Origin of the sequence: Pseudescherichia sp. AS216 (genome assembly GCF_037152055.1) — a bacterium.
Taxonomy (GTDB): Bacteria; Pseudomonadota; Gammaproteobacteria; order Enterobacterales; family Enterobacteriaceae; genus Pseudescherichia.
Map to the genome: position 1 here is coordinate 328,277 of NZ_JBBCMV010000005.1, position 26,685 is coordinate 354,961.

General features: G+C 57.1%; 28 protein-coding genes. 15 read left to right on the top strand and 13 right to left on the bottom strand.

Going from position 1 to position 26,685, the window contains the following annotated elements:
- Positions 1–2: 2 nt before the first annotated feature.
- The 3 genes from WFN61_RS16530 to rplU all read right to left on the bottom strand — a co-directional run bounded on the left by WFN61_RS16530 (position 3) and on the right by rplU (position 1,654).
- On the bottom strand, positions 3–968 hold the full coding sequence (locus tag WFN61_RS16530) for a DMT family transporter (RefSeq protein ID WP_337038953.1): 966 nt from the start codon (positions 966–968) through the stop codon (positions 3–5).
- Between the two features lie 96 nt (positions 969–1,064).
- The gene (gene rpmA / locus WFN61_RS16535) at positions 1,065–1,322 is read right to left on the bottom strand and encodes a 50S ribosomal protein L27 (RefSeq protein WP_017457338.1); all 258 of its coding nucleotides are present in this window, start codon (positions 1,320–1,322) and stop codon (positions 1,065–1,067) included.
- Between the two features lie 20 nt (positions 1,323–1,342).
- Positions 1,343–1,654 (bottom strand): 50S ribosomal protein L21, encoded by a 312-nt coding sequence (rplU, locus tag WFN61_RS16540; RefSeq protein ID WP_042390095.1) that lies wholly within the window; start codon positions 1,652–1,654, stop codon positions 1,343–1,345.
- 260 nt (positions 1,655–1,914) lie between these two features.
- Between rplU and ispB the strand changes: the two genes are divergently transcribed.
- Both ispB and sfsB read left to right on the top strand, forming a co-directional pair.
- A complete protein-coding gene (ispB, locus tag WFN61_RS16545; RefSeq protein WP_144817475.1) occupies positions 1,915–2,886 on the top strand; it encodes an octaprenyl diphosphate synthase in 972 nt (323 codons plus the stop codon).
- Between the two features lie 211 nt (positions 2,887–3,097).
- The gene (gene sfsB, locus WFN61_RS16550) at positions 3,098–3,382 is read left to right on the top strand and encodes a DNA-binding transcriptional regulator SfsB (RefSeq protein ID WP_144817474.1); all 285 of its coding nucleotides are present in this window, start codon (positions 3,098–3,100) and stop codon (positions 3,380–3,382) included.
- A 65-nt stretch (positions 3,383–3,447) separates the two neighbouring features.
- On the opposite strand, the gene murA is transcribed toward sfsB, so the two are convergent.
- From murA to mlaF, 7 genes are all read right to left on the bottom strand, one after another.
- Positions 3,448–4,707, bottom strand: a complete 1,260-nt coding sequence (murA, locus tag WFN61_RS16555; protein ID WP_144817473.1) for a UDP-N-acetylglucosamine 1-carboxyvinyltransferase — start codon at positions 4,705–4,707, stop codon at positions 3,448–3,450.
- Between the two features lie 53 nt (positions 4,708–4,760).
- A complete protein-coding gene (gene ibaG, locus WFN61_RS16560) occupies positions 4,761–5,015 on the bottom strand; it encodes a BolA family iron metabolism protein IbaG (RefSeq protein WP_042390090.1) in 255 nt (84 codons plus the stop codon).
- A 125-nt stretch (positions 5,016–5,140) separates the two neighbouring features.
- Positions 5,141–5,434, bottom strand: coding sequence for a lipid asymmetry maintenance protein MlaB (mlaB, locus tag WFN61_RS16565; protein ID WP_144817472.1), 294 nt, complete (start codon positions 5,432–5,434; stop codon positions 5,141–5,143).
- Positions 5,434–6,069 (bottom strand): phospholipid-binding protein MlaC, encoded by a 636-nt coding sequence (gene mlaC, locus WFN61_RS16570; RefSeq protein WP_144817471.1) that lies wholly within the window; start codon positions 6,067–6,069, stop codon positions 5,434–5,436. The genes mlaB and mlaC overlap by 1 nt, the downstream gene beginning before the upstream one ends.
- Before the next feature lie 13 nt (positions 6,070–6,082).
- Positions 6,083–6,637 (bottom strand): outer membrane lipid asymmetry maintenance protein MlaD, encoded by a 555-nt coding sequence (gene mlaD / locus WFN61_RS16575; RefSeq protein ID WP_144817470.1) that lies wholly within the window; start codon positions 6,635–6,637, stop codon positions 6,083–6,085.
- A gap of 4 nt (positions 6,638–6,641) precedes the next feature.
- On the bottom strand, positions 6,642–7,424 hold the full coding sequence (gene mlaE, locus WFN61_RS16580) for a lipid asymmetry maintenance ABC transporter permease subunit MlaE (protein WP_144817469.1): 783 nt from the start codon (positions 7,422–7,424) through the stop codon (positions 6,642–6,644).
- Between the two features lie 7 nt (positions 7,425–7,431).
- Positions 7,432–8,244, bottom strand: coding sequence for a phospholipid ABC transporter ATP-binding protein MlaF (gene mlaF / locus WFN61_RS16585; protein ID WP_103821353.1), 813 nt, complete (start codon positions 8,242–8,244; stop codon positions 7,432–7,434).
- 223 nt (positions 8,245–8,467) lie between these two features.
- Between mlaF and WFN61_RS16590 the strand changes: the two genes are divergently transcribed.
- From WFN61_RS16590 to yrbL, 12 genes are all read left to right on the top strand, one after another.
- Positions 8,468–9,433 carry a calcium/sodium antiporter gene (locus tag WFN61_RS16590; RefSeq protein ID WP_337038954.1) on the top strand — a complete coding sequence of 322 codons (966 nt, stop codon included), beginning with the start codon at positions 8,468–8,470 and terminating at the stop codon, positions 9,431–9,433.
- 13 nt (positions 9,434–9,446) lie between these two features.
- Positions 9,447–10,433 carry an arabinose-5-phosphate isomerase KdsD gene (gene kdsD, locus WFN61_RS16595; protein ID WP_144817467.1) on the top strand — a complete coding sequence of 329 codons (987 nt, stop codon included), beginning with the start codon at positions 9,447–9,449 and terminating at the stop codon, positions 10,431–10,433.
- 13 nt (positions 10,434–10,446) lie between these two features.
- Complete coding sequence (gene kdsC, locus WFN61_RS16600) at positions 10,447–11,013, top strand: 3-deoxy-manno-octulosonate-8-phosphatase KdsC (RefSeq protein ID WP_144817466.1); 567 nt, start codon at positions 10,447–10,449, stop codon at positions 11,011–11,013.
- Positions 11,010–11,585 carry an LPS export ABC transporter periplasmic protein LptC gene (lptC, locus tag WFN61_RS16605; RefSeq protein WP_144817465.1) on the top strand — a complete coding sequence of 192 codons (576 nt, stop codon included), beginning with the start codon at positions 11,010–11,012 and terminating at the stop codon, positions 11,583–11,585. Before kdsC ends, lptC begins: the two co-directional genes overlap by 4 nt.
- Entirely contained in the window at positions 11,554–12,108 is a 555-nt protein-coding gene (gene lptA / locus WFN61_RS16610) for a lipopolysaccharide ABC transporter substrate-binding protein LptA (protein WP_222889463.1), read from the top strand. Before lptC ends, lptA begins: the two co-directional genes overlap by 32 nt.
- Before the next feature lie 6 nt (positions 12,109–12,114).
- Positions 12,115–12,840 (top strand): LPS export ABC transporter ATP-binding protein, encoded by a 726-nt coding sequence (gene lptB / locus WFN61_RS16615; protein WP_042390075.1) that lies wholly within the window; start codon positions 12,115–12,117, stop codon positions 12,838–12,840.
- Positions 12,841–12,887: 47 nt separating this feature from the next.
- A complete protein-coding gene (rpoN, locus tag WFN61_RS16620) occupies positions 12,888–14,321 on the top strand; it encodes an RNA polymerase factor sigma-54 (RefSeq protein WP_042390074.1) in 1,434 nt (477 codons plus the stop codon).
- 22 nt (positions 14,322–14,343) lie between these two features.
- Positions 14,344–14,631 (top strand): ribosome hibernation promoting factor, encoded by a 288-nt coding sequence (hpf, locus tag WFN61_RS16625; protein ID WP_042390073.1) that lies wholly within the window; start codon positions 14,344–14,346, stop codon positions 14,629–14,631.
- Between the two features lie 82 nt (positions 14,632–14,713).
- The gene (ptsN, locus tag WFN61_RS16630) at positions 14,714–15,205 is read left to right on the top strand and encodes a PTS IIA-like nitrogen regulatory protein PtsN (RefSeq protein ID WP_337038955.1); all 492 of its coding nucleotides are present in this window, start codon (positions 14,714–14,716) and stop codon (positions 15,203–15,205) included.
- Between the two features lie 45 nt (positions 15,206–15,250).
- Positions 15,251–16,105 carry an RNase adapter RapZ gene (gene rapZ / locus WFN61_RS16635; protein ID WP_042390071.1) on the top strand — a complete coding sequence of 285 codons (855 nt, stop codon included), beginning with the start codon at positions 15,251–15,253 and terminating at the stop codon, positions 16,103–16,105.
- The gene (gene npr, locus WFN61_RS16640; RefSeq protein ID WP_042390070.1) at positions 16,102–16,374 is read left to right on the top strand and encodes a PTS phosphocarrier protein NPr; all 273 of its coding nucleotides are present in this window, start codon (positions 16,102–16,104) and stop codon (positions 16,372–16,374) included. Before rapZ ends, npr begins: the two co-directional genes overlap by 4 nt.
- A 190-nt stretch (positions 16,375–16,564) precedes the next feature.
- Positions 16,565–17,161 carry a PhoP regulatory network protein YrbL gene (gene yrbL / locus WFN61_RS16645; protein ID WP_144817461.1) on the top strand — a complete coding sequence of 199 codons (597 nt, stop codon included), beginning with the start codon at positions 16,565–16,567 and terminating at the stop codon, positions 17,159–17,161.
- Here yrbL and mtgA read toward each other — a convergent pair.
- The 3 genes from mtgA to WFN61_RS16660 form a co-directional block, all read right to left on the bottom strand.
- Positions 17,136–17,864 (bottom strand): monofunctional biosynthetic peptidoglycan transglycosylase, encoded by a 729-nt coding sequence (gene mtgA, locus WFN61_RS16650; protein ID WP_144817460.1) that lies wholly within the window; start codon positions 17,862–17,864, stop codon positions 17,136–17,138. The two genes, yrbL and mtgA, sit on opposite strands and share 26 nt — an antisense overlap.
- 234 nt (positions 17,865–18,098) lie before the next feature.
- Positions 18,099–20,438: an aerobic respiration two-component sensor histidine kinase ArcB gene (gene arcB / locus WFN61_RS16655; protein ID WP_337038956.1), complete on the bottom strand. Its 2,340-nt coding sequence runs from the start codon at positions 20,436–20,438 to the stop codon at positions 18,099–18,101.
- A 190-nt stretch (positions 20,439–20,628) separates the two neighbouring features.
- A complete protein-coding gene (locus tag WFN61_RS16660; protein WP_337038957.1) occupies positions 20,629–21,549 on the bottom strand; it encodes a TIGR01212 family radical SAM protein in 921 nt (306 codons plus the stop codon).
- Between the two features lie 671 nt (positions 21,550–22,220).
- On the opposite strand from WFN61_RS16660, the gene gltB reads away from it, so the two are divergent.
- The gene (gene gltB / locus WFN61_RS16665) at positions 22,221–26,681 is read left to right on the top strand and encodes a glutamate synthase large subunit (protein WP_337038958.1); all 4,461 of its coding nucleotides are present in this window, start codon (positions 22,221–22,223) and stop codon (positions 26,679–26,681) included.
- Positions 26,682–26,685 lie beyond the last annotated feature (4 nt).

Here is a 26,685-nt window from a genome sequence, read left to right on the forward strand (position 1 = left end):
ACTCATTCGCCTGAGCGGGGTAAAGTGACAATCACTTCACGCTTGCGCCAGCGTCCCCAGAGGCGGTGGCCTATGGCGGAATACATAGCGCCCGCAACCACGACAAACGCACCGAGATAACCTAAAAGGTTTAACATCGGTCTGGCGAAAACATCAGGCCAGGCCTGTGATAATAAATCTGAAAACAACAGCGTAAACAGCGGGGTCAGCGTGATTAACGCGCTCACCTGCGCCGCCTGCCAGCGCGCCATCGCCTCGACGAGTGCGCCATAGCCTACCAGCGTATTAAGGCCGCAGAAGATCAGACAGGCCAGCTGCCAGTGGCTAAGCCGGGCTATCGTGGCAGGCTCTGCCAACGGCAGCAACGCTATTGTGCATAAAGTGTACAGCAAAAAGAGGATCTGCTGCGAGGCCAGGCGGCGTAATAATACCTTTTGCGCGACCCCGTAGCTCACCCAGACAGCGGCGGCGCTAACGCCGAAAATCACACCCCAGGTGTAATCAGTGAGTCTGGTGAAGATCTCAATCAGGCTGGTGTTGAAAAACATCACCAGCCCGCAAAGCAGCATGACGGCCCCAATGATCTGGGTGCCGCGCATTTTCTCCTTCAGGATAAACACGCTAGCCATCATCATGCCCACCGGTGAGAGCTGTCCAATCACCTGTGATGCCGTCGGGGTTAAATATTGTAGAGAAGAGCTGAAGAGAATGAAATTCCCGAACAGGCCCCCGGTAGCAATAGCCAGCAACACCAGCCAGCGGCGTTGACGGAAAATGCGCATCGGCGGCAGTTTGCCCTTGATGGCCAGAATCGAGCCGAGGCCTATCGCGGCCATTAAAAAGCGATAGAACACGATTGTAGGCGGTTCCATCACCTCCAGCACCTGCTTCATAGCAATGGGCAATGCGCCCCAGCACATGGCTGTCGTTAGCGCTAAAAGGATCCCAATGCCTGCCTGCTGCTTCATTGCCCGTATTCCCTACAAGAGATTTTCCGGACGTCGAATGTAAAAAGCCCCGCAACGTGTTGCGGGGCTTTCATCCGTTACCGGGACGCGAAAAACTTATTCAGCAACGATGCTGATGAACTTACGGTTTTTCGGGCCTTTAACTTCGAACTTAACTTTACCGTCAGTCAAAGCGAACAGAGTGTGGTCACGGCCGCAACCAACGTTAGAGCCAGCGTGGAACTTAGTACCACGTTGACGAACGATGATGCTACCTGCCAGTACTGCTTCTCCGCCAAAGCGTTTTACGCCCAGACGTTTAGCTTCTGAATCGCGACCGTTACGAGTTGAGCCGCCAGCCTTTTTGTGTGCCATTTAAATCTGCTCCCCTAGTCTTAAGCGCTGATGCCAGTGATTTTAACATCAGTGAACCACTGACGATGGCCTTGCTGCTTACGATAGTGTTTACGACGACGAAACTTAACGATTTTAACTTTCTCGCCACGACCGTGAGCAACAACTTCAGCTTTGATAACGCCGCCATCAACGAAAGGAACGCCGATTTTGACTTCTTCACCGTTTGCGACCATCAGAACTTCAGCGAACTCAATAGTTTCGCCAGTTGCGATGTCCAGCTTTTCCAGGCGAATGGTCTGACCTTCGCTTACTCGGTGTTGTTTACCACCACTTTGGAAAACCGCGTACATAAAAAACTCCGCTTCCGCGCACATCTTTCGAGTGATTCAGAGTGCGCTATAAATATTCACAATAGGGCGCGAATATTACGCAAAACGTGAGGCTTTGACAAGAGCGATCGTCAACAGACGAAGAAAAAAAACACAACGTGTATGGTAACGTTTATCTGGCGCGTTTTTTCAGTACAATCAACGATACTATAGCTAACCCGTAACCCTTTGTTATCCCATTTTGACAGGTGATAAACAGGACTTTAAGCCCGGCTTTTGCGATGAATTTAGAAAAAATCAATGAGTTAACCGCGCAAGATATGGCGGGTGTCAATGCGACAATACTGCAACAGCTCGACTCGGACGTACAGCTGATCAACCAGCTGGGGTATTACATTGTCAGCGGCGGCGGCAAACGTATCCGTCCGATGATCGCCGTGCTGGCCGCACGCGCTGTAGGCTATGAGGGACATGATCACGTTACTATTGCGGCGCTAATTGAATTTATTCATACCGCAACGCTGCTGCATGACGACGTGGTGGATGAATCCGATATGCGCCGGGGCAAAGCCACCGCTAACGCCGCGTTTGGCAACGCAGCCAGCGTGCTGGTGGGGGATTTTATCTATACCCGCTCCTTCCAGATGATGACCAGCCTCGGCTCGCTCAAGGTGCTGGCGGTGATGTCGGAAGCGGTAAACGTGATCGCTGAAGGTGAAGTGCTTCAGCTGATGAACGTGAACGACCCGAATATTACCGAAGAGAACTATATGCGGGTTATCTACAGCAAAACGGCTCGTCTGTTCGAGGCGGCTGCCCAGTGCTCAGGCATTTTGGCAGGCTGTAGCGAAGCACAGGAGAAGGGGCTGCAGGATTACGGCCGCTATCTCGGTACCGCCTTCCAGCTTATCGACGACCTGCTGGACTACAGCGCCGATGGCGAGACGCTGGGTAAAAACGTGGGCGACGATCTCAACGAAGGCAAACCTACCCTGCCGCTGCTGCATGCCATGCGTCACGGTACGCCCGAGCAGGCGCAGATGATCCGTGAAGCCATTGAGCAGGGCAACGGCCGCCACCTGTTAACCCCGGTACTGGAGGCGATGGCTGCCTGCGGTTCGCTGGAGTGGACGCGGCAGCGGGCGGAAGAGGAGGCAGATAAAGCTATTGCCGCGCTTCAGGTCTTACCGGACTCCCCCTGGCGTGACGCGCTGATTGGCCTGGCGCATATCGCCGTGCAGCGCGATCGCTGATCCCTACACTCCCGCGTGACCGCGCGGGAATATTCCAAAAAATTCCAATAACCGAATCCTACCAAGTTCAGTAACACCGTGGGATTATTCCTGGCAAATTCCTAAATCGCACTCTTTTATAAGAACTTATTAGAGCTTCAGCTCCCTTAGCGATATGATAGTCCCGCGCACCGTTTTAGCGCAGTGCTTATCGCAATTACAGGGAGGAAAAATGGAACAGAAACTGATTGACTGGCACCCAGCCGATATCATTGCCGCGCTACGTAAGAAAGGGACCTCAATGGCGGCAGAGTCACGCAGAAATGGTCTCAGCTCATCGACGCTGGCTAACGTACTGACGCGGCCGTGGCCGAAGGGGGAGATGATCATCGCCAGGGCGATTGAGACGGATCCGTGGGTCATCTGGCCGTCGCGCTACCACAATCCGATTACTCATGAGTTTATCGATCGTTCGAAGCTGATCAGAAAGAGAGAGAGGAAACAGTCCAAAGCATAAATTTCGTTAATCCGGCAAGCCAACCCCCTTCTCCTTCCGGTAAGGGGGCTGCCTTCCATTAAGCCTTACTCGCCTTTTACGCGTTCGATGTTCGCGCCCAGCGCCCGCAGCTTGTTCTCAATAGTTTCATACCCACGATCGATATGATAAATACGCTCAACGATGGTGGTTCCTTCTGCAATACAGCCCGCCAGCACCAGGCTTGCAGACGCACGCAGATCGGTTGCCATCACCTGGGCACCGGAGAGTTTCTCCACGCCGTGACAGATAGCGGTGTTGCTCTCAATCTCCGCGTGTGCACCCATGCGGATTAGCTCCGGAATGTGCATAAAGCGGTTTTCGAAGATGGTTTCCGTCACGACGCCGGTTCCTTCTGCCACCAGGTTCAGCAGCGTAAACTGCGCCTGCATGTCGGTCGGGAATGCCGGGTGTGGCGCGGTGCGCACGTTAACCGCCTTCGGACGCTTGCCGTGCATATCCAGGCTGATCCAGTCTTCGCCGAGCTCAATATCCGCGCCCGCTTCACGCAGCTTGGCCAGCACCGCATCCAGGGTATCAGGCTGAGCTTTATGGCAGACGATTTTACCGCCGGAGATGGCCGCAGCAACAAGGAAGGTCCCGGTTTCGATACGGTCAGGCAGCACGCTGTAGACACCGCCACCCAGGCGCTCAACGCCCTCAATGGTGATGCTGTCCGTACCCATGCCGGTGATCTTCGCCCCCAGGGTGTTGAGGAAGTTTGCCGTATCGACAATCTCCGGCTCGCGGGCGGCGTTTTCGATAATCGTGGTGCCTTCGGCCAGTGTCGCCGCCGACATGATGGTCACAGTCGCGCCAACGCTGACCTTATCCATCACGATATGCGCCCCTTTCAGGCGACCGTTCACGGACGCTTTAACGTAGCCCTCTTCCAGCTTGATCTCTGCACCCAGCTGCTCAAGGCCGCTAATATGCAGGTCTACTGGACGCGCGCCGATAGCGCAGCCGCCCGGCAGGGAGACTTCGCCTTTGCCAAAACGTGCCACCAGCGGACCCAGAGCCCAGATTGAGGCGCGCATGGTCTTTACCAGTTCGTAGGGGGCGCGATAGATATTAACCGCACTGCCGTCCATCCAGACGGAACCGTTGCGCTCGACCTTCATGCCAAGCTGGCTCAGCAGCTTCATGGTGGTATCGATATCTTTCAGCTTCGGAACGTTACGAATTTCCACGGGCTCTTCTGCCAGCAGGGCGGCAAAAAGAATGGGCAGCGCTGCGTTTTTCGCTCCTGAAATTGTCACTTCGCCCTGAAGCCGGGTCGGCCCCTGTACACGAAACTTATCCATTCATCTCTTCTCTGTTAAGAATTCATACGTACTGTCGGTCAATGACCGCCAGCTCAAAAACCATTAAGTTTGCGGTCGCGCGCCCACTCAGCGGGCGTATAGGCTTTAATCGACAGGGCATGGATGCGGTTGTCCGCAATGTACTCCATCAGCGGCGCATAGACGGCCTGCTGCTTCTTCACGCGACTCATGTCGGCAAAAATTTCACCCACCGCAATAACCTGAAAGTGACTGCCATCGCCGCTAACGTGGGCTTCCTGCAGGGAGAGTGCGTTCATCAGCACGGTCTGGATTTCATGATTTTCCATGGGCTTTAATTCATCTGGTAGTGAAAACAGTCCAACATCTTAGAGGAAAGTGGCGCTGTCTTAAATAAGCAAAAAGCCTCGCTTATCAATCAAGCGAGGCTATGAGTAGTAACGTACTGAAAATATTAGTGTGGCAGCGCATCGGCGGGCAGGTTATAGAGCTGCGCCAGGGTCCGGACCTTATCGCTGACGCCCTCAAGCACGACCTCGCGCCCCTGTTTGCGGGCAAAGGCCACCAGGTGAACCAGCAGGGCCACACCGGCGGTGTCGACGCGGGCTACCCCGGTCAGGTCAATGACGTCAACGCCGTTCAGCGCCTGCGCCCTCGCCTCCCACAGCGCGTTCAGCACGTCCTGATCCAGCTCTCCATGGAGAGCCAGCCGCTCGCCATCGCGCGTCCAGCGTAGCTGGTCAGCCATTATTTCTTCTCGTCCAGGGTGATTTTCTGCTGGGAGATCGATTTCAGCTGTGCGGTCAGACCGTCAATGCCTTTGGTACGCAGCAGGTCGCTCCACTCGTTCTGTTTTGTGGTGATCATGCTGATGCCTTCGGCAATCATGTCATAGGCCTGCCAGTTGCCGGTCTGGCTGTTCTTACGCCACTGGAAGTCGAGGCGCACCGGCGGACGACCGTTTGGATCGTTAATGGTGACGCGGATCGGCACGATAGAGGCATTACCCAGCGGCTTCTCCGGGGCAATCTGGTAGGTCTGGCCGTTATACATCGCCAGTGCCTGGCCATAGGCCTGCTTGAGGTACTCACGGAAGGCGGCAAAGTAGGCATCACGCTGGGCTGGAGTCGCTTCTTTGTAGTAGCGGCCCAGCACCAGTGCACCCGCGTATTTCACCTGCACGTAGGGCAGCAGCTCTTGATCAACCACCTCACGCAGGTAGTCAGGGTTAGCGCGGATTTTCGGCTGTTCGGTTTTAAGGCGATCGAAGGTCTTTTTCGCCGCTTCCTGCATCAGCGTGTACGGGTTGCTCTGATCGGCGGCGGTAGCTGCCGTCAGCGGAGCAATAGCCAGTACGGCAATCATTAACAGTCGTTTAAACATGCGTCACTTCTCCTTATGGATTCGTCGGGGTGGCGGACGGTGCAACGTCAGTATCAGCAGCGCCCGGCGCTGGCGCATCACCTGAACTCTTATTGTCGCTACCTTTGCTGTTGTAAAGGAATTGTCCGATCAAGTCCTCAAGTACCATTGCGGACTTGGTATCCTGAATGGTGCTGCCGTCTTTAAGCATAGAACTTCCCAGCTCGGGATCGTCAAAACCGACGTTAAGCGCCAGATATTGTTCCCCCAGCAGGCCCGAGGTACGAATAGCCAGCGAGCTGGTATCGGGGATCTGGTTATAACGCTCTTCGATATCCAGCGACACGCGCGGCAGGTAGGTTTTCGGATCGAGTTCGATATCAGCCACGCGCCCAACCACGACGCCGCCAATACGCACCGGCGAGTGGATCTTCACGCCGCCAATGTTGTCGAAAGTAGCGGTGATCCGGTAGGTTGGCTCAGTCCGCATAGAGGCGACGTCCGCCGCCTTCAGGCAGATAAAAAGCGCCGCCAGCAGGGCAATCAGAAGAAAAATACCCACCCAAATTTCTGTTTTTTTCGTTTGCATCTACTCAGTTCCCAAACATCAGAGCGGTGAGCACAAAATCGAGGCCGAGAATGGTCAACGATGAGTGCACAACGGTACGTGTGGTGGCCCGGCTGATCCCTGCCGACGTGGGGATCGCGTCATAACCATTAAACAGCGCGATCCAGGTAACAGTAATAGCGAACACCACGCTTTTGATCAGGCAGTTCACCAGATCGAGGCGCAGATCGACGGCGTTTTGCATCGCCGTCCAGAAGAAGCCGGAATCAATACCTTTCCAGTTTACGCCCACCAGCGAGCCGCCCCAGATGCCGACCGCGACAAACATAATGGTCAGCAGCGGCAGCGAGATCACCCCCGCCCAGAAGCGTGGCGCAATCACCCGGCGCAGCGGATCCACGGCCATCATCTCCATGCTGGAGAGCTGCTCGGTCGCCCGCATCAGACCGATTTCGGCCGTCAGCGCCGACCCGGCCCGCCCGGCAAACAGCAGCGCGGCAACCACCGGCCCCAGCTCACGCAGCAGCGACAGCGCCACCAGCATTCCGAGGCTGGTTTCGGCGCTGTAGGTGGTGAGCACCAGGTAGCCCTGAAGCCCAAGCACCATACCGATGAACACCCCGGAGACAAGGATGATGAGCATCGAGAGCACGCCCACATTATAGAGCTGGCGAACCAGCAGCGGGGCGTGCTTGCGAAACTCGGGCTTGCCGACCAGCGCATTGAATAACATCAACCCGGCGCGCCCGAACGTCGCGAGCGTTTTGATCCCGCGATGTCCAAGCGATGCCAGTGCATTTAACAGCATGAGTGGCTTAACTCCCTGTTCCTAGTAAATCATGAAGGTAGTCACCTGCCGGGTAGCGGAACGGCACCGGGCCATCCGCAATGCCGTCAAGGAACTGGCGTACCCGGGGATCGGCATTCTCCTGCAGTCCCTGCGCGCTGCCGTGGGCAACGATCTTTTTGTCGGCCACGATATAGGCGTAGTCGGCAATACTCAATACCTCGGGCACGTCGTGAGAGACGACAATGCAGGTGACGCCCAGCGCGCTGTTCAGCTCAGAGATAAGCTTGACCAGCACGCCCATAGTGATGGGATCCTGGCCAACAAAAGGCTCATCAAACATGATCAGGTCCGGCTCCAGGGCAATCGCCCGCGCCAGCGCCGCCCGTCGGGCCATGCCGCCGGAGAGCTCGGACGGCATCAGCTTTGCCGCGCCGCGCAGGCCAACGGCTTCCAGCTTCATCATCACCGTGCTTTTAAGCAGCGCAGGCGGCAGATGCGTGTGCTCACGCAGCGGATAGGCCACGTTGTCAAACACGGTCATGTCGGTGAACAGCGCCCCAGACTGGAACAGCATGCTCATACGCTTGCGCACGGTGTAGAGGCGGGTACGCGACATGGCCGGTACGTTTTCGCCGTCAAACAGGATCTCGCCGCCATCCGGCGGGATCTGCCCGCCGATCAGGCGCAGCAGCGTGGTTTTACCGATCCCTGACGGTCCCATGATCGCAGTGATCTTTCCCCGCGGCACCGTCAGTGAAATATTGTCGAAGATACACCGATTGCCACGGGAGAAGCTGACGCCACGGACATCGACTAAATTCGCCATCGTCTGGCTCATTTACTTTTCCTTCTGCCTTGTTAGGTGTAACCGGGACGCGTCATTACGCCTGGTCACGATATTTTTACAGAATATTGTGTGCATAGGTTAGCTAAAGCTGGCATTTGTTTTACTTTTAAGCCGCTTAAAGTCAAAATTAGGACTCGCTGTGTCTAACCGATCCTTTTCTCGCCTGCGATCGCTGACTGCGGACCGGCGATTATACCTGAAGAAAGGACTTTAGATGCTTTTAGCGATGGCGCTGTTAATTATTGGTTTACTTTTGGTGGTCTACAGTGCCGATCGTCTGGTGTTTGCCGCATCTATTCTCTGTCGGAGCGTCGGGATCCCGCCGCTGATCATCGGCATGACGGTGGTCACCATCGGCACCTCTCTACCTGAAATCATTGTCTCGATGGCCGCTTCCCTGCATGGGCAGATGGATCTGGCCATCGGCACGGCGCTGGGCTCCAACATTGTTAATATTCTGCTGATCCTCGGTCTGGCCGCCCTGTTCCATCCATTTACCGTACATTCTGATATTCTGCGCCGCGAAATCCCGCTAATGTTGATCGTTAGCGCGCTGGCTGGCGCAGTGTTGTACGATGGCCAGCTTAGCCGGGCGGAGGGTCTCTTTTTACTGCTGTTAGCCGTGCTCTGGCTGGTATTCATTGTTAAGATTGGCCGCCAGGGCAATGATAGCCTGACGCGGGAGCAGCTGGCAGAGCTGCCCCGTGAAGGCAGCCTGTCGGTAGCGTTTCTCTGGCTGGGGGTCGCGCTGATCGTCATGCCGATGGCAACCCGGATGGTGATTGATAACGCCACGGTGCTGGCTAACGTGCTGGGGATGAGCGAGCTGACCATCGGCCTGACGGTCATTGCCATTGGCACTAGCCTGCCGGAGCTGGCTACCGCTATCGCCGGCACACGCAAAGGCGAAGATGATATTGCCATCGGTAATATCATCGGCTCCAGCATTATTAATATCGCCATTGTGCTGGGCCTGCCCGCGCTGATTGTGCCCGGCTCCTTTAACCCGCTGGCCTTTACGCGTGACTTCGGCGTAATGCTGGCGGTCAGCGTTATCTTTGCCCTGCTGTGCTGGCGTCGGCAGCGCCAGACGGGCCGGGGTGCAGGGGCGCTGTTGATCGGCGGTTTTATCATATGGATGGCGATGCTCTACTGGCTATCGCCGTATATCACTGGATAATCGGAAACCTATTATGTCGCACATAGATTTGCCGCCGGGCTTTGACTTTCAACAGGCAGGCAGGGATGTACTGACCATTGAACGTGAAGGCCTGGCCGAGCTTGACCGCTATATCAACGAAGACTTTACCGAAGCCTGCGAAAAAATGTTCTACTGCGCCGGTAAAGTGGTGGTGATGGGCATGGGCAAATCTGGCCATATCGGGCGTAAAATGGCGGCGACCTTCGCCAGCACCGGCACGCCGTCGTTTTTTGTACATCCAGGCGAGGCCGCCCACGGCGATCTCGGCATGGTCGCTCCGCAGGATATCGTTATCGCGCTGTCAAACTCCGGCGAATCTAACGAGATCCTCGCGCTGATCCCGGTGCTGAAACGCTTGCAGGTGCCGTTGATCTGCGTCACCAGCCGTCCGGAGAGCAGCATGGCGCGAGCGGCGGATATTCATCTGTGCGTCAAAGTGCCTCGTGAAGCCTGTCCGCTGGGGCTGGCCCCTACGTCCAGCACCACGGCGGCGCTGGTCATGGGCGACGCGTTGGCGGTAGCGCTATTGAAGGCACGCGGCTTTACTGCAGAGGACTTTGCCCTCTCCCACCCCGGCGGCGCGCTGGGACGCAAGCTACTGCTGCGGGTAAACGATATTATGCACACCGGGGATGAGATCCCCCACGTCAGCAAAGAGGCCTCCCTGCGCGACGCGCTGCTGGAGATCACCCGCAAAAACCTGGGCATGACGGTGGTGTGCGACGACCTGATGAAGATCGAAGGCATCTTCACCGATGGCGACCTGCGCCGCGTGTTTGATATGGGCGCGGACGTAAGGAATTTAGGTATCGCAGACGTAATGACCCCCGGCGGCATTCGCGTTCGCGCAGGCACGCTGGCGGTTGACGTCCTGAACCTGATGCAGTCCCGGCATATTACGGCGGTGATGGTTGCCGATGGCGACCAGCTGCTGGGTGTGGTACATATGCACGATCTGCTGCGCGCAGGCGTAGTGTAAAAAGGATAAGAGAATGAGTAATGCTGGTGCGTCACTGGCGACCTGCTACGGGCCGGTCAGTACGCAAGTGATAGCAAAGGCGGAGAAGATCCGCCTGCTGATCCTGGACGTCGACGGCGTAATGTCTGACGGCCTGATTTTTATGGGTAATAATGGTGAAGAGCTGAAAGCGTTCAACGTGCGCGACGGCTACGGCATCCGCTGCGCGTTGACCTCAGGCATTGAGGTGGCCATCATTACCGGCCGCAAGGCCAAGCTGCTGGAAGACCGCTGCGCTACGCTGGGGATCACGCATCTTTATCAGGGGCAGTCAGACAAGCTGATCGCCTACCGGGAGCTGCTCGCTACCCTCGCCGTCAGCGCCGATGAGGTCGCCTACGTGGGTGACGACCTGATCGACTGGCCGGTGATGGCGGAAGTCGGTTTAAGCGTGGCCGTGGCCGATGCACACCCGCTACTGCTGCCGCGTGCGGACTACGTTACGCATATTCAGGGTGGACGCGGCGCGGTGCGTGAAGTCTGCGATCTGCTGCTGCTGGCACAGGGCAAACTGGAAGAGGCCAAAGGGCAATCGATATGAGTAAAACCAGACGTTGGGTTATCATTCTGCTATCGCTGGCGGTGCTGGTATTGATTGGCGTCAACCTCACCGATCGGGATGACGACAGCGAAGTCGTGATCAACAATAGTGAGCCGACCTACCGCAGCGAGCACACCGATACCGTGGTCTACAGCCCGGAAGGGGCGTTGAACTATCGCCTGATCGCACAGCACGTGGAGTACTTCTCTGACCAGGCAGTCTCCTGGTTTACGCAACCGGTATTAACGACCTTTGACGAAAATAAAGTGCCCACCTGGTCGATTAGGTCAGATAAAGCCAAACTGACTGATGACCGTATGCTGTATCTTTATGGACATGTTGAGGTCAATGCCCTGACAGCAGAGTCCCAACTGCGGAAAATCACGACGGATAACGCGCAGATTAACCTGATTACTCAGGATGTTACCTCGAACGATCTGGTCACGTTATACGGTACAACATTTAATTCCAGCGGCCTGAAAATGCGCGGCAACTTACGCAGCCAAAACGCCGAGCTGATTGAAAAGGTTAGAACCTCCTATGAAATTCAAAATAAACAAACTCAGCCTTAATCTTGCGCTTGCCAGCGTACTTCTGGCCGCGTCTGTCCCGGCGCTGGCGGTGACCGGCGATACCGATCAGCCGATCCATATTGAATCTGACCAGCAGTCTCTGGATATGCAGGGCAACGTGGTCACCTTCACCGGCAACGTGGTGGTGACCCAGGGCACGATTAAGATCAATGCCGATAAAGTGGTCGTTACCCGTCCGGGCGGCCAGGAAGGCAAAGAGATCATTGACGGCTACGGTAACCCGGCCACCTTCTATCAGATGCAGGATAACGGCAAGCCGGTGCAGGGCCATGCGGGTCAGCTGCACTACGAGCTGCAAAATGACTTCGTGGTGCTGACCGGCAACGCCTTCCTTGAGCAGCAGGACAGCAATATCACCGGCGACAAAATTACCTATCTGGTCAAAGAGCAAAAAATGCAGGCGTTTAGCGAAAAAGGCAAGCGCGTGACCACCGTCCTGGTTCCGTCTCAGCTGCAGGACAAAGGCAATAAACCGGCACCGGCCCAGAAGAAGAGTAACTAATTCGTTATGGCAACGTTAACTGCAAAAAATCTTGCTAAAGCCTATAAAGGCCGCCGCGTGGTCGAGGATGTGAGCCTGACCGTTAAATCCGGCGAAATTGTGGGCCTGCTTGGCCCTAACGGGGCGGGTAAAACCACCACGTTTTACATGGTCGTTGGCATTGTCTCCCGCGACGCGGGTAACATCATTATTGATGACGAAGATATCAGCCTGCTGCCGTTGCACGCCCGCGCGCGCCGCGGTATCGGCTATCTGCCGCAGGAGGCCTCTATTTTCCGCCGCCTGAGCGTGTACGATAACCTGATGGCGGTGCTGCAAATTCGTGACGATCTCTCCTCAGAGCAGCGTGAAGATCGCGCCAATGAGCTGATGGAAGAGTTTCACATCGAACACCTGCGCGACAGCCTCGGCCAGGCCCTCTCCGGCGGTGAGCGCCGCCGCGTTGAGATCGCCCGTGCGCTGGCAGCAAATCCTAAATTTATCCTGCTGGATGAACCCTTTGCCGGCGTTGACCCCATCTCCGTTATCGACATTAAGCGCATTATTGAGCACCTGCGCGACAGCGGGCTCGGCGTGCTGATCACCGACCACAACGTGCGCGAGACGCTGGCCGTGTGCGAACGCGCCTACATCGTCAGCCAGGGGCATCTGATTGCCCACGGCACGCCGCAGCAAATCCTTGAAGACGAACAGGTTAAACGCGTATATCTTGGGGAAGACTTCAGACTCTGATAGGGTTAATGACGGTAATGTTTTAGCGGGAGAGAAGTGCTCTGAACATGAAGCAAGGTTTGCAACTGCGGCTAAGCCAACAGCTCGCCATGACGCCCCAACTGCAACAGGCTATTCGTCTGTTGCAGCTCTCGACGCTGGAACTTCAGCAAGAACTTCAGCAGGCGCTGGATAGTAACCCGCTGCTGGAGCAAACCGATCTTCACGATGAGATAGACGCCCAGCAGACCCAGGACACCGAAACATTAGACTCCGCCGACGCCCTTGAGCAGAAAGATATGCCCGAGGAGCTGCCGCTGGATGCCAGCTGGGATGAGATCTACACTGCCGGTACGCCGTCGGGCAATGGCGTAGACTACCAGGACGACGAGCTTCCCGTCTACCAGGGCGAGACCACCCAGTCACTTCAGGACTACCTGATGTGGCAGGTGGAGCTGACCCCCTTCTCTGATACCGATCGCGCTATTGCCACCTCCATTGTCGATGCAGTGGATGAAACGGGCTACCTGACCGTCTCGCTGGAGGATATCCTCGACAGTATGGGCGACAGCAACGTTGGCCTGGACGAGGTGGAAGCGGTGCTGAAACGCGTCCAGCGTTTCGATCCGGTGGGCGTAGCGGCAAGAGACCTGCGCGACTGCCTGCTGATTCAGCTCTCCCAGTTCGCCAGCGATACGCCGTGGCGGGCCGAAGCCAAACTGATCATCAGCGATCACCTCGATCTGCTGGCAAACCACGATTTCCGCACCCTGATGCGCGTGACCCGCCTGAAGGAAGAGGTGCTGAAAGAGGCGGTGAACCTGATCCAATCGCTGGATCCACGCCCTGGCCAGTCGATCCAGACCGGCGAGCCGGAGTATGTGATCCCCGACGTGCTGGTGCGCAAGCATAACGGCCGCTGGATGGTCGAGCTGAACGCTGACAGCATTCCGCGTTTGCAGATCAACCAGCACTATGCCGCCATGTGCAGCGGCACGCGTAACGATGCCGACAGCCAGTTTATCCGCAGCAATCTCCAGGAAGCCAAATGGCTGATTAAGAGCCTGGAGAGCCGTAACGATACCCTGCTGCGCGTCAGCCGCTGCATCGTTGAACAGCAGCAGGCCTTTTTCGACAAAGGCGAAGAGTTTATGAAACCGATGGTGCTGGCAGATATCGCCCAGGCCGTCGAGATGCACGAATCCACCATTTCACGCGTGACAACCCAGAAGTACCTGCACAGCCCGAGAGGTATTTTTGAGCTTAAATACTTCTTCTCCAGCCACGTGAATACCGAAGGCGGCGGCGAAGCCTCGTCGACGGCCATTCGCGCGCTGGTGAAGAAGCTGATAGCCGCAGAAAACCCTGCGAAACCACTGAGTGACAGTAAGTTGACCACCCTGCTGTCCGACCAGGGTATCATGGTGGCTCGCCGTACCGTTGCGAAGTATCGAGAGTCTTTATCCATCCCGCCGTCTAACCAGCGCAAGCAGCTGGTGTGACCCAACCGATAAGGAAGACACTATGCAGCTCAACATTACAGGGCACAATGTCGAAATTACTGAAGCACTGCGCGATTTTGTCGGTACAAAATTTGCTAAGCTGGAGCAGTACTTCGAGCGGATCAATCAGGTCTACATTGTGTTAAAAGTGGAGAAAGTGACACACGTCGCGGACGCCACACTGCACGTTAACGGTGGCGACCTCCACGCCAGTGCGGAAGGGCAAGACATGTATGCGGCTATCGACGGTTTAATTGATAAACTGGCGCGACAGTTAAACAAACATAAAGATAAACTGAAACAACACTAATTGTCCGGGCGTTCGACGGCAGTTAGCAACCTGCTGTGGTCACGCAGCAGGTTGTCTGCACGAGCAACGCTTAGGTGAATTTATGATGAACAACGATTCCGCTCTTCAATTGAGCAATGTCCTTAACCAGGAATGTACCCGCAGCGGCGTGCACTGCCAGAGTAAAAAGCGTGCGCTGGAGATTATCAGCGAGCTGGCTGCCAAACAGCTTAGCCTGCCGCCGCAGGTGGTCTTTGAGGCCATCCTGACCCGTGAAAAAATGGGCAGTACCGGTATCGGCAATGGTATCGCGATCCCCCATGGCAAGGTCGAGGAAGATACCCTGCGCGCCGTCGGCGTCTTTGTACAGCTGGAGACGCCTATTGCCTTTGATGCTATCGATAACCAGCCGGTGGATCTGCTGTTTGCCCTGCTGGTTCCGGCCGATCAGACAAAGACGCATCTGCATACGCTCTCTCTCGTTGCCCGCCGCCTGGCGGACAAAACCATCTGTCGACGCCTGCGCGCCGCGCAGAGCGATGAGGCGCTGTACCAGATCATCACGGACAGCGAAGGCAGCCACGATGACGCGTAGCCGGGGAAAGGCTTTTCTATTTGCTCGCCTGAGGAGAAACGGTACATGGTACTGATGATCGTCAGCGGTCGCTCGGGCTCGGGGAAATCAGTTGCCCTGCGAGCGCTGGAAGACATGGGCTTCTACTGCGTAGATAACCTGCCGGTAGTGTTGTTGCCCGAACTGGCGAAATCGCTGGCCGACCGCCAGATCTCTGCGGCCGTCAGCATTGACGTGCGTAACATGCCAGAGTCGCCGGAAATTTTTGAACAGGCGATGAACAACCTGCCGTCGGCCTTTTCGCCGCAGCTGCTGTTCCTTGATGCCGATCGCAACACGCTGATCCGGCGCTACAGCGATACCCGACGTCTGCACCCGCTCTCCAGCAAGAACCTGTCGCTGGAGAGCGCTATCGACGAAGAGAGCGATCTGCTGGAGCCGCTGCGCTCCCGGGCGGATCTGATCGTCGATACCTCAGAGATGTCGGTGCATGAGCTGGCGGAGATGCTGCGTACCCGCCTGCTGGGCAAGCGCGAACGCGAGTTGACCATGGTGTTTGAGTCGTTCGGCTTCAAGCATGGCATTCCTATCGATGCCGACTACGTCTTTGACGTTCGCTTCCTGCCGAACCCGCACTGGGATCCAAAGCTGCGCCCGATGACCGGTCTTGATAAACCGGTAGCGGCGTTCCTGGATCGACATACCGAAGTGCACAACTTTATCTACCAGACCCGCAGCTATCTCGAACTGTGGCTGCCGATGCTGGAGACCAACAACCGCAGCTATCTCACCGTCGCCATTGGCTGTACGGGGGGCAAGCACCGTTCGGTCTATATTGCCGAGCAGCTGGCGGACTACTTCCGCTCGCGAGGTAAAAATGTGCAGTCTCGCCACCGTACGCTGGAAAAACGCAAAACATGACCGTTAAGCAGACCGTTGAGATCACCAACACGCTGGGCATGCATGCCCGTCCGGCAATGAAACTGTTTGAGCTGGTGCAGGGGTTTGATGCAGAAGTGCTGCTGCGTAATGACGAAGGCACCGAGGCGGAGGCCAGCAGCGTGATTGCGCTGCTGATGCTCGACTCCGCCAAGGGTCGTCAGATCGAGATTGAAGTCAGCGGCCCGCAGGAGCAGGAGGCGCTTGCCGCCGTCATTGCCCTGTTTAACGCCGGTTTCGACGAAGATTAACTTCCGGTCGCGCCGGGTGGCGGTTACGCCTGACCCGGCCTACAGCGTAGCAAAATTGTACATTTCGTGCGCTTAACCCCTGCCTACGTTTCCTTAAGATAACCTTAAGCTAGCCGTTTATTTTCCATTTAAGTTGCCTGGCCATACTTGGATTGTTTCCAAAACAATTTCCAAAAAAGCAGGACAACACATGATTCGCTTATCTCATCTCACCCCGTTGGGCACCGGTCGGCACCGCCAATGCTATGCGCATCCGGATAACGCCCAGCGCTGCATCAAGATCATCTATAACTACGAGAGCGGCGGCGATAAAGAGATCAAGCGCGAGCTGAGCTACTATGCCCATCTCTCTCGCCGTTTAACAGACTGGAGCGGACTGCCGCGCTACTATGGCACGGTCGAAACCGATCTGGGGACGGGATACGTTTACGATATCATCACCGACTTTGACGGCTCGCCGTCGAAGACCCTGACGGAGTATGCCGCCCAGTGCCGTGAAGCAGGCAACAGCAAGGCGCTCTACCCGCTGCTCAGGACGCTGAAAAGCTACCTGCGCAAAAACCGCATCGTTACTATGAACCTGAAGCCGCAGAACGTGCTTTGCCGCCGCATCAGCCCGGATGAAGTGGTGCCGGTGGTGTGCGACAACATAGGCGAAGGCACGCTGATCCCGCTGGCAACCTGGTCAGGCTGGGCCTGCGCGCGTAAGCAGGCCCGCCTGTGGCAGCGCTTTATCGCTCAGCCCGCGCTTGCCAACGGACTTAGTGCAGCGAATGTTGGGTCATAAACCCCTCACCGCCTAGCTGGCGCATCTGGCGCATAATCCATGCCTGGCGGCTGCGCACGTAGCCAGAGGGAGCACTGGCCTTAAAGCGGATAGGATTAGGCAGCACGGCCGCCAGCAGCGCGGCCTCTGACATAGTCAGGCGGCTGGCGGGCTTGTTAAAATAGCGCTGGGCCGCCGCCTCGACGCCAAATACGCCCTCGCCAAATTCAGCGACGTTGAGATAAACCGTCAGGATCCGTCGCTTGCTCCACACCGTCTCCATTCCCAGCGTTAATCCGGCCTCCAGCCCTTTACGCAGCCAGCTGCGCCCGTCCCAGAGAAAGAGATTTTTCGCCGTCTGTTGCGACAGGGTGGATGCACCGCGGATCCGGCTGGCGTTACGCTCGTTATGGGAAACTGCTTTCTGGATAGCGTCAACGTCAAAGCCCCAGTGCGTCGGGAAGGTCTGATCCTCGGCGGCAATCACTGCCAGCCCCATCCAGGGGGAGATATCATCCATCCCCACCCAGTCAGAGTGGGCAACATAGTTGAAATCACCGCTCAGCCAGGCCGATATCTGGCGCTCCGCCATCACCGCCGAGAAGGGAACCGGCATAAAGCTGAACAGCAAAATACCACCGCCCCAGAGCAGAGTCAGCCCCAACAGAGTACGCAGCAACAGACGCTTTATCTTTGCCCTCAACGCGGTACTGCGTAACTTCATTTATGCTAATCCCTTATTGCAACATGCTGACGATTATTAAAAATTTTGATAAGGACGCCAGGCTTCACACATTTCATCGATTCATATAACAAATAAGTTAAGATTTGCTATCTTATGTGCGGGCTTGACACTCTTTCCGCCTGTGCCCATTGAATACCCAACTCTAAAAATACCGGCACGGCCACAATTTCCCTGGTGTTGGCGCAGTATTCGCGCACCCCGGTCTATCCGGGGTCATTTTTTCCCCGCCCCGGCTACCCATGCCTTAAGTACTGCAATATCGTCCTGCCAGGCCAGCTTCATCTCCTCAATCCATTCACCTACGTTGTCCCACCACGCCGGCAGATCGGAAGACTGAATTTGCTTGCCCAGCTGTTGCAGACGGAGCAGGCCAATCGAGCCCGCCGCGCCCTTGATCTTATGCCCCTCTTCCGCGATACCCTTCTGGTCGCGAGCGGTCAGGTTTGATTCGAGGATCGCGATATAGCCCGGCATCATCTTCTCAAACATCGCAATGCCATCGACGATCACCTTCGGGCCGATGATTTCCATGTACTGCTCCAGCATCGGAATATCTAACAGCGTCTGTGCCTTATCGTTATCGACAGCGTCCACCGTACTCTCCTCCTCGTCTTCACAGGTATCCCAAAACTTCTTGATCATCGCGGTCAGCGCCGGTACAGCCAGCGGCTTGCTCAGGACCTCATCCATTCCCGCATCCAGATACTCTTTTTTATCTTTCAAGACGTTGGCGGTCAAGGCCACCAGCGGCGGCAGATCCTCCCGGGCGTAGTTCTGGGTCAGCTGACGAGAGATGTCTAGCCCGGTCATATCCGGAAGCTGAATATCCAGCAGCAGCAGGTCATACTCGCCTGGGGTAAACATCGCCAGCGCATCTGTCCCGGTCATGGCAACATCGACGCTGCATCCCAGCTTTTCCAGCACCGATCGCGCCACGATCACGTTCAGTTCGATATCCTCTACCAGCAGCACGTTCAGGGCCGGGAGCGGCATCTCGTCATCCTCGAAACCATCCTCCACCTCCTCTGCTACCGCAGGGGCGTGTACCGTCAACACAAAGCGCGAACCTTTGCCCGGCTCGCTGGTGACGGTAATATCGCCGCCCATGCTTTTCGCCAGTCGCCGCGAGACCGCGAGGCCAATCCCCGTACCGGTGGCCGGTTTGCCGCCGTGCTTGTCTTTAACCTGGTAGTACATGGCAAAAATTTTATCCTGCTCCGCCGGCGGAATGCCGATACCGGAGTCCTCCACCTCGAAGCGCAGCAGCTCGTTATCGTCATAGCGAATGCGTACCGTCACCTGCCCCTGCTGGGTGAACTTCACCGCGTTGCTGATGAGGTTCCACAGGATCTGCCGCAGCCGGGTGCCGTCGGTGATGACCTTATGCGGCAAGGGCAGCGTCGGCTCGACAACAAAGCTCAGCCCCTTCTGCTGCGCCTGCAGTCCAGAGAGCGTTTCGAGATCGGCCCGGAAGCTGGTGAAGTCTACCGGCTGGTTGTCCAGCTGGACCTTGTGACGCTCCATCTTGTCCATGTCGATAATATCGTTGAAGATATTCCCCAGCGTGACCGCAGAGACGTGGATGGTCTTCAGGTACTTCTCTTGCTCTTCGCTCAGCTCGGTATCAAGCAGGATACGGCTCAGGCCAACGATGCCGTTAAGCGGCGTGCGCAGCTCGTGGCTGATGGTGGAGATAAAGGTGGTCTTGTCCCGGCTGGCGCGCTCCAGCGCGTCCTGGTAACGCTTGCGCTCGGTAATATCCCGGCCAAAGCCCATCAGCCCGTGGCGTTTGCCCACCCGGTCGTAGTAGGGAACCTTGCGGATCTCAAAGCAGGCTTTACGCCCGTCCGGATATTCCAGCCACTGCTCGTAGGTCAGGGAGACATTGTGACGAAACACCTTCTCGTCGGTTTCATTAACCTTCTCCGCCGCCTCCGGCGAGTAAACGTCGTCCGGCTTCAGGTTGACCAGCTGCTTCTCGCTTTTACCGGTCAGCAGCTCCATCGCCCGGTTGCAGCCAGAGAACTCTTTATCTTCGTTGCGGTAGAAAACCAGATCCGGCGAGGCGTCGAGGAACGAGCGCAGGAACGAGGACTGCTGCTCCAGCTGGATCTGCGTCTGCTCGCGCTCTTTCATCTCCACTTTCAGCTGCTCAAAGGTGGCCTGGCGCTCAGCCTCGGCGATAGCGCGATCGTTGAGCACCTTATTGAGCGTGGAGATATTATCTTTAAGCTGAACGTTGAGCTTGAGATCGCGCTCGCGCATCTCTTCGAGCTTCTCTACCAGCCTGGATAGCCGCTGGCGGGACTCCTCCAGCTGCTCAACCACCACCGACAGAAAGTAAACCGCCCAGGGCGTGATCAACAATCCGAAGAAGATCGAGCGGATCACATCGATACTTTCAACCCGGCCATGCAGTACCATGGTCACGGCCATCTGGACAACAATCGCCAATACGACCAGCGCCAGGGCTAGCAGCATAGAGAAGCGCACCAGGCCAAGCTTCATCATGAGATCGACATAGTACTGTGCGAGTAATCGGATTTGCTTCATTAACGAGTTCCTTCACCACAACGTCGCACAATAATACTCAATTCTGAGCAAAGCGTTGAAGGTTGTGCAAAAAAGTGTGGAATTCAACCTGTAGGCCGGATAAGGCGCTAGCCGCCATCCGGCGTGACCGGGTCCGCATAGATTTGTCAGGTGGCGCTTCGCTTACCTGACCTACAAAGACACTGCCAGCTTAAGCCAACCAGGGACGCCCGAGGGCGGAGCCCTGCGCGCCGTGAGCGTTGAGGTACTTATCCAGCTCTACCATGCCGGTCCAGCGGTTCTCGCACCACAGCGGCGCGAGCAGGGTCGGACGCCGGGCGCTGGCCGAGATGCGGTGGTAGATCACCTCCGGCGGCGTATGGCGGATCATCTCCCCGGCGGCATGGGTATAGGCATCCAGCGCGATACCGGTCAATCTCCCGGCCTGCCAGGCCTTTGCCATCGTACTGCCGGTAACAATATGCAGCGGATGCAGCTTGATACCATCAACGCCGGTCTCTACCACCCGCTCCAGGGTTGCAAGGCACTCCCCTTCCCCCTCTCCCGGCAGGCCAACAATCAGGTGGCTGCATACCTTCAGCCCGCGCTGGCGAGCCAGCCGGGTGGTACGCTGGTAGCAGGCGAAGTCGTGGCCGCGGTTAATGCGGTGCAGAGTTTTATCGTGGGCCGTTTGCAGACCCAGCTCCAGCCAGACCTCATACCCCAGCTGCTGGTATTCACTGAGCAGATCCAGCACTGCCTCCGGGACGCAGTCCGGGCGCGTCCCGACGCACAGCCCAACAATATTGGCCTGGCTCACCGCCTGCTGGTACATCGCCCGCAGCACCTGAACCTCGGCCCAGGTACTGGTATAGGCCTGGAAATAGGCCAGATAGCGCCTGGCGCGGTTAACCCGCGTCGCCTGGTAAGCCAGCTGCTCGGCGATAGAGTGGGCCTGCTGGGTCTCATCGGCAAAGGAGGCAACGTTGCAGAAGGTGCAGCCCCCGCGGCCAATGGTGCCATCGCGATTCGGGCAGCTAAAGCCGCCGTGCAGGGTCAGCTTATGCACTTTTTCACCGTAGCGGCGGGCAAGATCGCCACCAAACATATTGACTAATTTTTGTAACTGCATAATCTGAAAGGCCGCCCTTAAAAAAGGGCCAAGCCTGCCACTTTTAGCCTCCGTCGGCGATGACCTGGATCAATCGTCATAGCGGCGCTATTTTCTTTGCATAACCAAGCAAAATTACCGCTATTTCATTCATCGCCGTGTTGATTACTTTTCCTTATATTGCCAGCCTGTTTTTCGACAATTTTTGCGCAAGTGTAAAACAGTGTCTTTATGCGGGTTACTCTACGCAACCAGCGAAAAATAGCGCCTTAATGTAAAAAAATAGTGCATACCGGTAACAATAGCGCTTTCTTATAGTGAGAGAGATCACACTCTGCCTCTGCCTGTTATTGCTGTAACCTGGCTGTAAAATAGGTAAATACTAATTAATATCAAACACTTAACCCAGTGTTAGCACATTTTTGTATAAATAAGATTGTGATTTGACCTGTGTGTCGATTCCCGATAAGTTGGATATCCGCTGGAAGCTTTCTGGGTGAGCAGTCTGCTCACCATATTTATGCAGTAATTTAGATTCCCTCTGAAGCAAGTCCTCAACACTTGTTTGACCTAAGCGAAAAGGATGATAGAGGGCGACATGCGAGGCCTGTAGGCTCCGTCGCCACGCCCTTTCTGCGCCTGTGCGCCACGGTTATGAGCGAGTCACGTAGAGCCTGGGGAGGTTCACTGATATGTTGTACGATAAATCTCTTGAGAGAGATAACTGTGGTTTCGGCCTGATCGCCCACATAGAAGGCGAACCTAGCCACAAGGTAGTGCGTACCGCTATTCACGCACTGGCCCGAATGCAGCACCGCGGTGCGATCCTTGCCGATGGTAAAACCGGCGACGGTTGCGGCCTGCTGCTGCAAAAACCTGACCGTTTCTTCCGCCTGGTTGCCGAAGAGCGCGGCTGGCGCTTAGCCAAAAATTACGCCGTGGGCATGCTGTTCCTGAACCAGGACGCTGAAAAGGCCGCCGCTGCGCGCCGCATTGTCGAAGAAGAACTTCAGCAAGAGACCCTGTCTATCGTGGGCTGGCGCGATGTGCCAACCAATGAAGGGGTGCTCGGTGAAATCGCCCTCTCCTCGCTGCCACGTATTGAGCAAATTTTTGTGAACGCCCCTGCGGGCTGGCGTCCACGCGATATGGAGCGCCGCCTGTTTATCGCGCGCCGCCGTATCGAAAAACGTCTCCAGGACGATAAAGATTTCTACGTCTGTAGCCTCTCTAACCTGGTGAACATCTATAAAGGTCTCTGTATGCCGGCGGACCTGCCGCGCTTCTACCTGGACCTTGCGGACCTGCGCCTGGAGTCGGCCATCTGCCTGTTCCACCAGCGCTTCTCCACCAACACCGTACCGCGCTGGCCGCTGGCTCAGCCGTTCCGCTACCTGGCCCATAACGGTGAGATCAACACCATCACCGGTAACCGCCAGTGGGCGCGCGCGCGTACCTATAAATTTAAGACGCCGCTGATCCCGGATCTGCACGACGCCGCGCCGTTCGTCAACGAAACCGGCTCCGACTCCAGCTCGCTGGATAACATGCTGGAGCTGCTGCTGGCGGGCGGGATGGATATCGTCCGTGCCATGCGCCTGCTGGTGCCACCAGCCTGGCAGAACAACCCGGATATGGATCCGGAGCTGCGCGCCTTCTTTGACTTTAACTCCATGCACATGGAGCCGTGGGATGGCCCGGCGGGCATCGTAATGTCCGACGGTCGCTTTGCCGCCTGTAACCTGGACCGTAACGGTCTGCGCCCGGCGCGCTACGTCATCACTAAAGACAAGCTGATCACCTGCGCCTCAGAGGTCGGGATCTGGGATTACCAGCCAGACGAAGTAGTGGAAAAAGGCCGCGTGGGTCCGGGCGAGCTGATGGTGATCGATACCCGCGGCGGTCGTATTCTGCACTCCCGCGAAACCGATGACGATCTGAAGAGCCGCCACCCCTATAAAGAGTGGATGGAGAAAAACGTCCGCCGTCTGGTGCCGTTTGAAGATCTGCCGGATGACGCGGTGGGCAGCCGTGAGATGGATGACGACCTGCTCGCAAGCTTCCAGAAACAGTTTAACTACAGCGCCGAAGAGCTGGATTCCGTGGTCCGCGTACTGGGCGAAAATGGCCAGGAGGCGGTCGGCTCAATGGGTGACGATACCCCGTTTGCCGTGCTCTCCAGCCAGCCGCGTATCATTTATGACTACTTCCGCCAGCAGTTTGCGCAGGTCACCAACCCGCCAATCGATCCGCTGCGCGAAGCGCACGTCATGTCGCTGGCCACCAGCATCGGCCGGGAGATGAACGTCTTCTGTGAAGCCGAGGGCCAGGCGCATCGCCTGACCTTTAAGTCGCCGATCCTGCTCTACTCCGACTTTAAACAGCTGACCACCCTGTCGGAGCACCACTACCGCGCCGACACGCTGGATATCACCTTTGACGTCAACACCACGTCGCTGGAAGACACGGTGAGCGCGCTGTGTGATAAAGCAGAACAGATGGTGCGCGACGGCACGGTGCTACTGGTGCTCTCTGACCGTAACATTGCCAAAGATCGCCTGCCGGTTCCGGCCCCGATGGCGGTGGGCGCTATCCAGACTCGTCTCGTTGAGAAGAGCCTGCGCTGCGACGCCAACATCATCGTTGAAACCGCCAGCGCCCGCGATCCGCACCACTTCGCCGTGCTGCTGGGCTTCGGCGCGACGGCTATCTACCCGTACCTCGCCTATGAAACCCTGGCGAAGCTGGTGGACACGCACGCCATCGATAAGACCTACCGTAACGTGATGCTGAACTACCGTAACGGCATCAACAAAGGCCTCTACAAGATCATGTCCAAAATGGGCATCTCGACCGTGGCCTCCTACCGCTGCTCGAAGCTGTTTGAAGCGGTCGGCCTGCATGACGAAGTAGCCGATCTCTGCTTCCAGGGCGTGATCAGCCGCATCGGTGGCGCGGGCTTTGCCGACTTCCAGCAGGATCTGCTGAACCTGTCGAAGCGTGCCTGGCTGGCGCGTAAGCCGCTTGAACAGGGCGGCCTGCTGAAGTACGTGCACGGCGGTGAATACCACGCCTATAACCCGGACGTGGTGCGCACCCTACAGCAGGCGGTACAGAGCGGCGAGTACAGCGACTATCAGCAGTACGCTAAGCTGGTCAACGAGCGCCCGGCGGCTACCCTGCGCGATCTGCTGCACATCAACCCGCCAGCGGACGCGGTAAGCATTGACGACGTGGAGCCCGCCAGCGAGCTGTTTAAACGCTTCGATACCGCGGCGATGTCTATCGGCGCGCTGAGTCCAGAGGCCCACGAGGCGCTGGCCGAAGCGATGAACAGCATCGGCGGCAACTCTAACTCCGGCGAAGGCGGAGAAGATCCGGCTCGCTACGGCACCAACAAAGTGTCGCGTATCAAACAGGTTGCCTCCGGCCGCTTCGGCGTGACCCCGGCCTACCTGGTGAACGCGGACGTGATCCAGATTAAAGTGGCCCAGGGCGCGAAGCCTGGGGAAGGCGGCCAGCTGCCGGGGGACAAAGTGACCCCGTACATTGCGAAGCTGCGCTACTCGGTGCCGGGCGTGACCCTGATCTCCCCGCCGCCGCATCACGATATCTACTCGATTGAGGATCTGGCCCAGCTGATCTTTGACCTCAAGCAGGTCAATCCCAAGGCGATGATCTCCGTGAAGCTGGTCTCCGAGCCGGGCGTGGGCACCATCGCCACCGGCGTGGCAAAAGCCTATGCGGATCTGATCACCATTGCTGGCTACGACGGCGGCACCGGCGCAAGCCCGCTCTCCTCAGTAAAATACGCCGGCTGCCCGTGGGAGCTGGGACTGGTTGAGACTCAGCAGGCGCTGGTAGCGAACGGCCTGCGCCACAAGATTCGCCTGCAGGTGGACGGCGGCCTGAAAACCGGCGTAGACATCATTAAAGCTGCGATTCTGGGTGCAGAGAGCTTTGGCTTCGGCACCGGCCCGATGGTGGCGCTGGGCTGTAAATACCTGCGTATTTGCCACCTGAACAACTGCGCAACCGGCGTTGCAACCCAGGACGAAAAGCTGCGTAAGAACCACTATCACGGCCTGCCGTTCAAAGTGACCAACTACTTTGAATTTATCGCCCGTGAGACCCGAGAGCTGATGGCGCAGCTGGGCGTGACCCGCCTGGTAGACCTGATTGGCCGTACCGATCTGCTCACCGCGCTGGAGGGCTTCACCGCCAAACAGCAGAAGCTGGATCTCTCTAAGCTGCTGGAGACCGCCGAGCCGCACCCAGGCAAAGCGCTCCACTGCACCGAGCACAACCCGCCGTTTGATAACGGGGTGCTCAATGACCAGCTGCTGAACCAGGCCAGGCCGTTTGTCGACGATCGCCAGAGCAAAACCTTCTGGTTTGATATTCGCAACACCGACCGTTCGGTAGGCGCATCGCTCTCCGGCTACATTGCCCAGACGCATGGCGATCAGGGCCTGGCGTCGGATCCGATTAAAGCCCACTTCAGCGGCACCGCAGGCCAGAGCTTCGGCGTGTGGAACGCGGGCGGCGTTGAGCTGTACCTGACCGGGGATGCCAACGACTACGTCGGTAAAGGCATGGCGGGCGGTCTGCTGGCGGTACGTCCGCCGGTTGGCTCGGCCTTCCGTAGCCATGAGGCGAGCATTATCGGTAATACCTGCCTGTACGGCGCGACCGGGGGTCGTCTGTACGCCGCAGGCCGCGCGGGCGAACGTTTCGGGGTACGTAACTCCGGGGCGATCACCGTGGTGGAAGGCATTGGCGACAACGGCTGTGAGTACATGACCGGCGGCATCGTCTGTATTCTCGGCAAGACCGGCGTTAACTTTGGTGCGGGCATGACCGGCGGCTTCGCCTACGTGCTGGATGAAGACGGCGAGTTCCGCAAACGCGTGAACCCGGAGCTGGTGGAAGTGCTGAGCGTCGACGACCTCGCGATCCATGAAGAGCACCTGCGCGGCCTGATCACCGAGCATGTACAGCATACAGGCTCCTCGCGGGGAGAAGAGATTCTGGCGCACTGGCCTACCTTCGCAGCGAAGTTTGCGCTGGTTAAGCCGAAGTCCAGCGATGTTAAAGCCCTGTTGGGTCACCGTAGTCGCAGCGCCGCAGAGTTGCGCGTGCAGGCGCAGTAAGAGG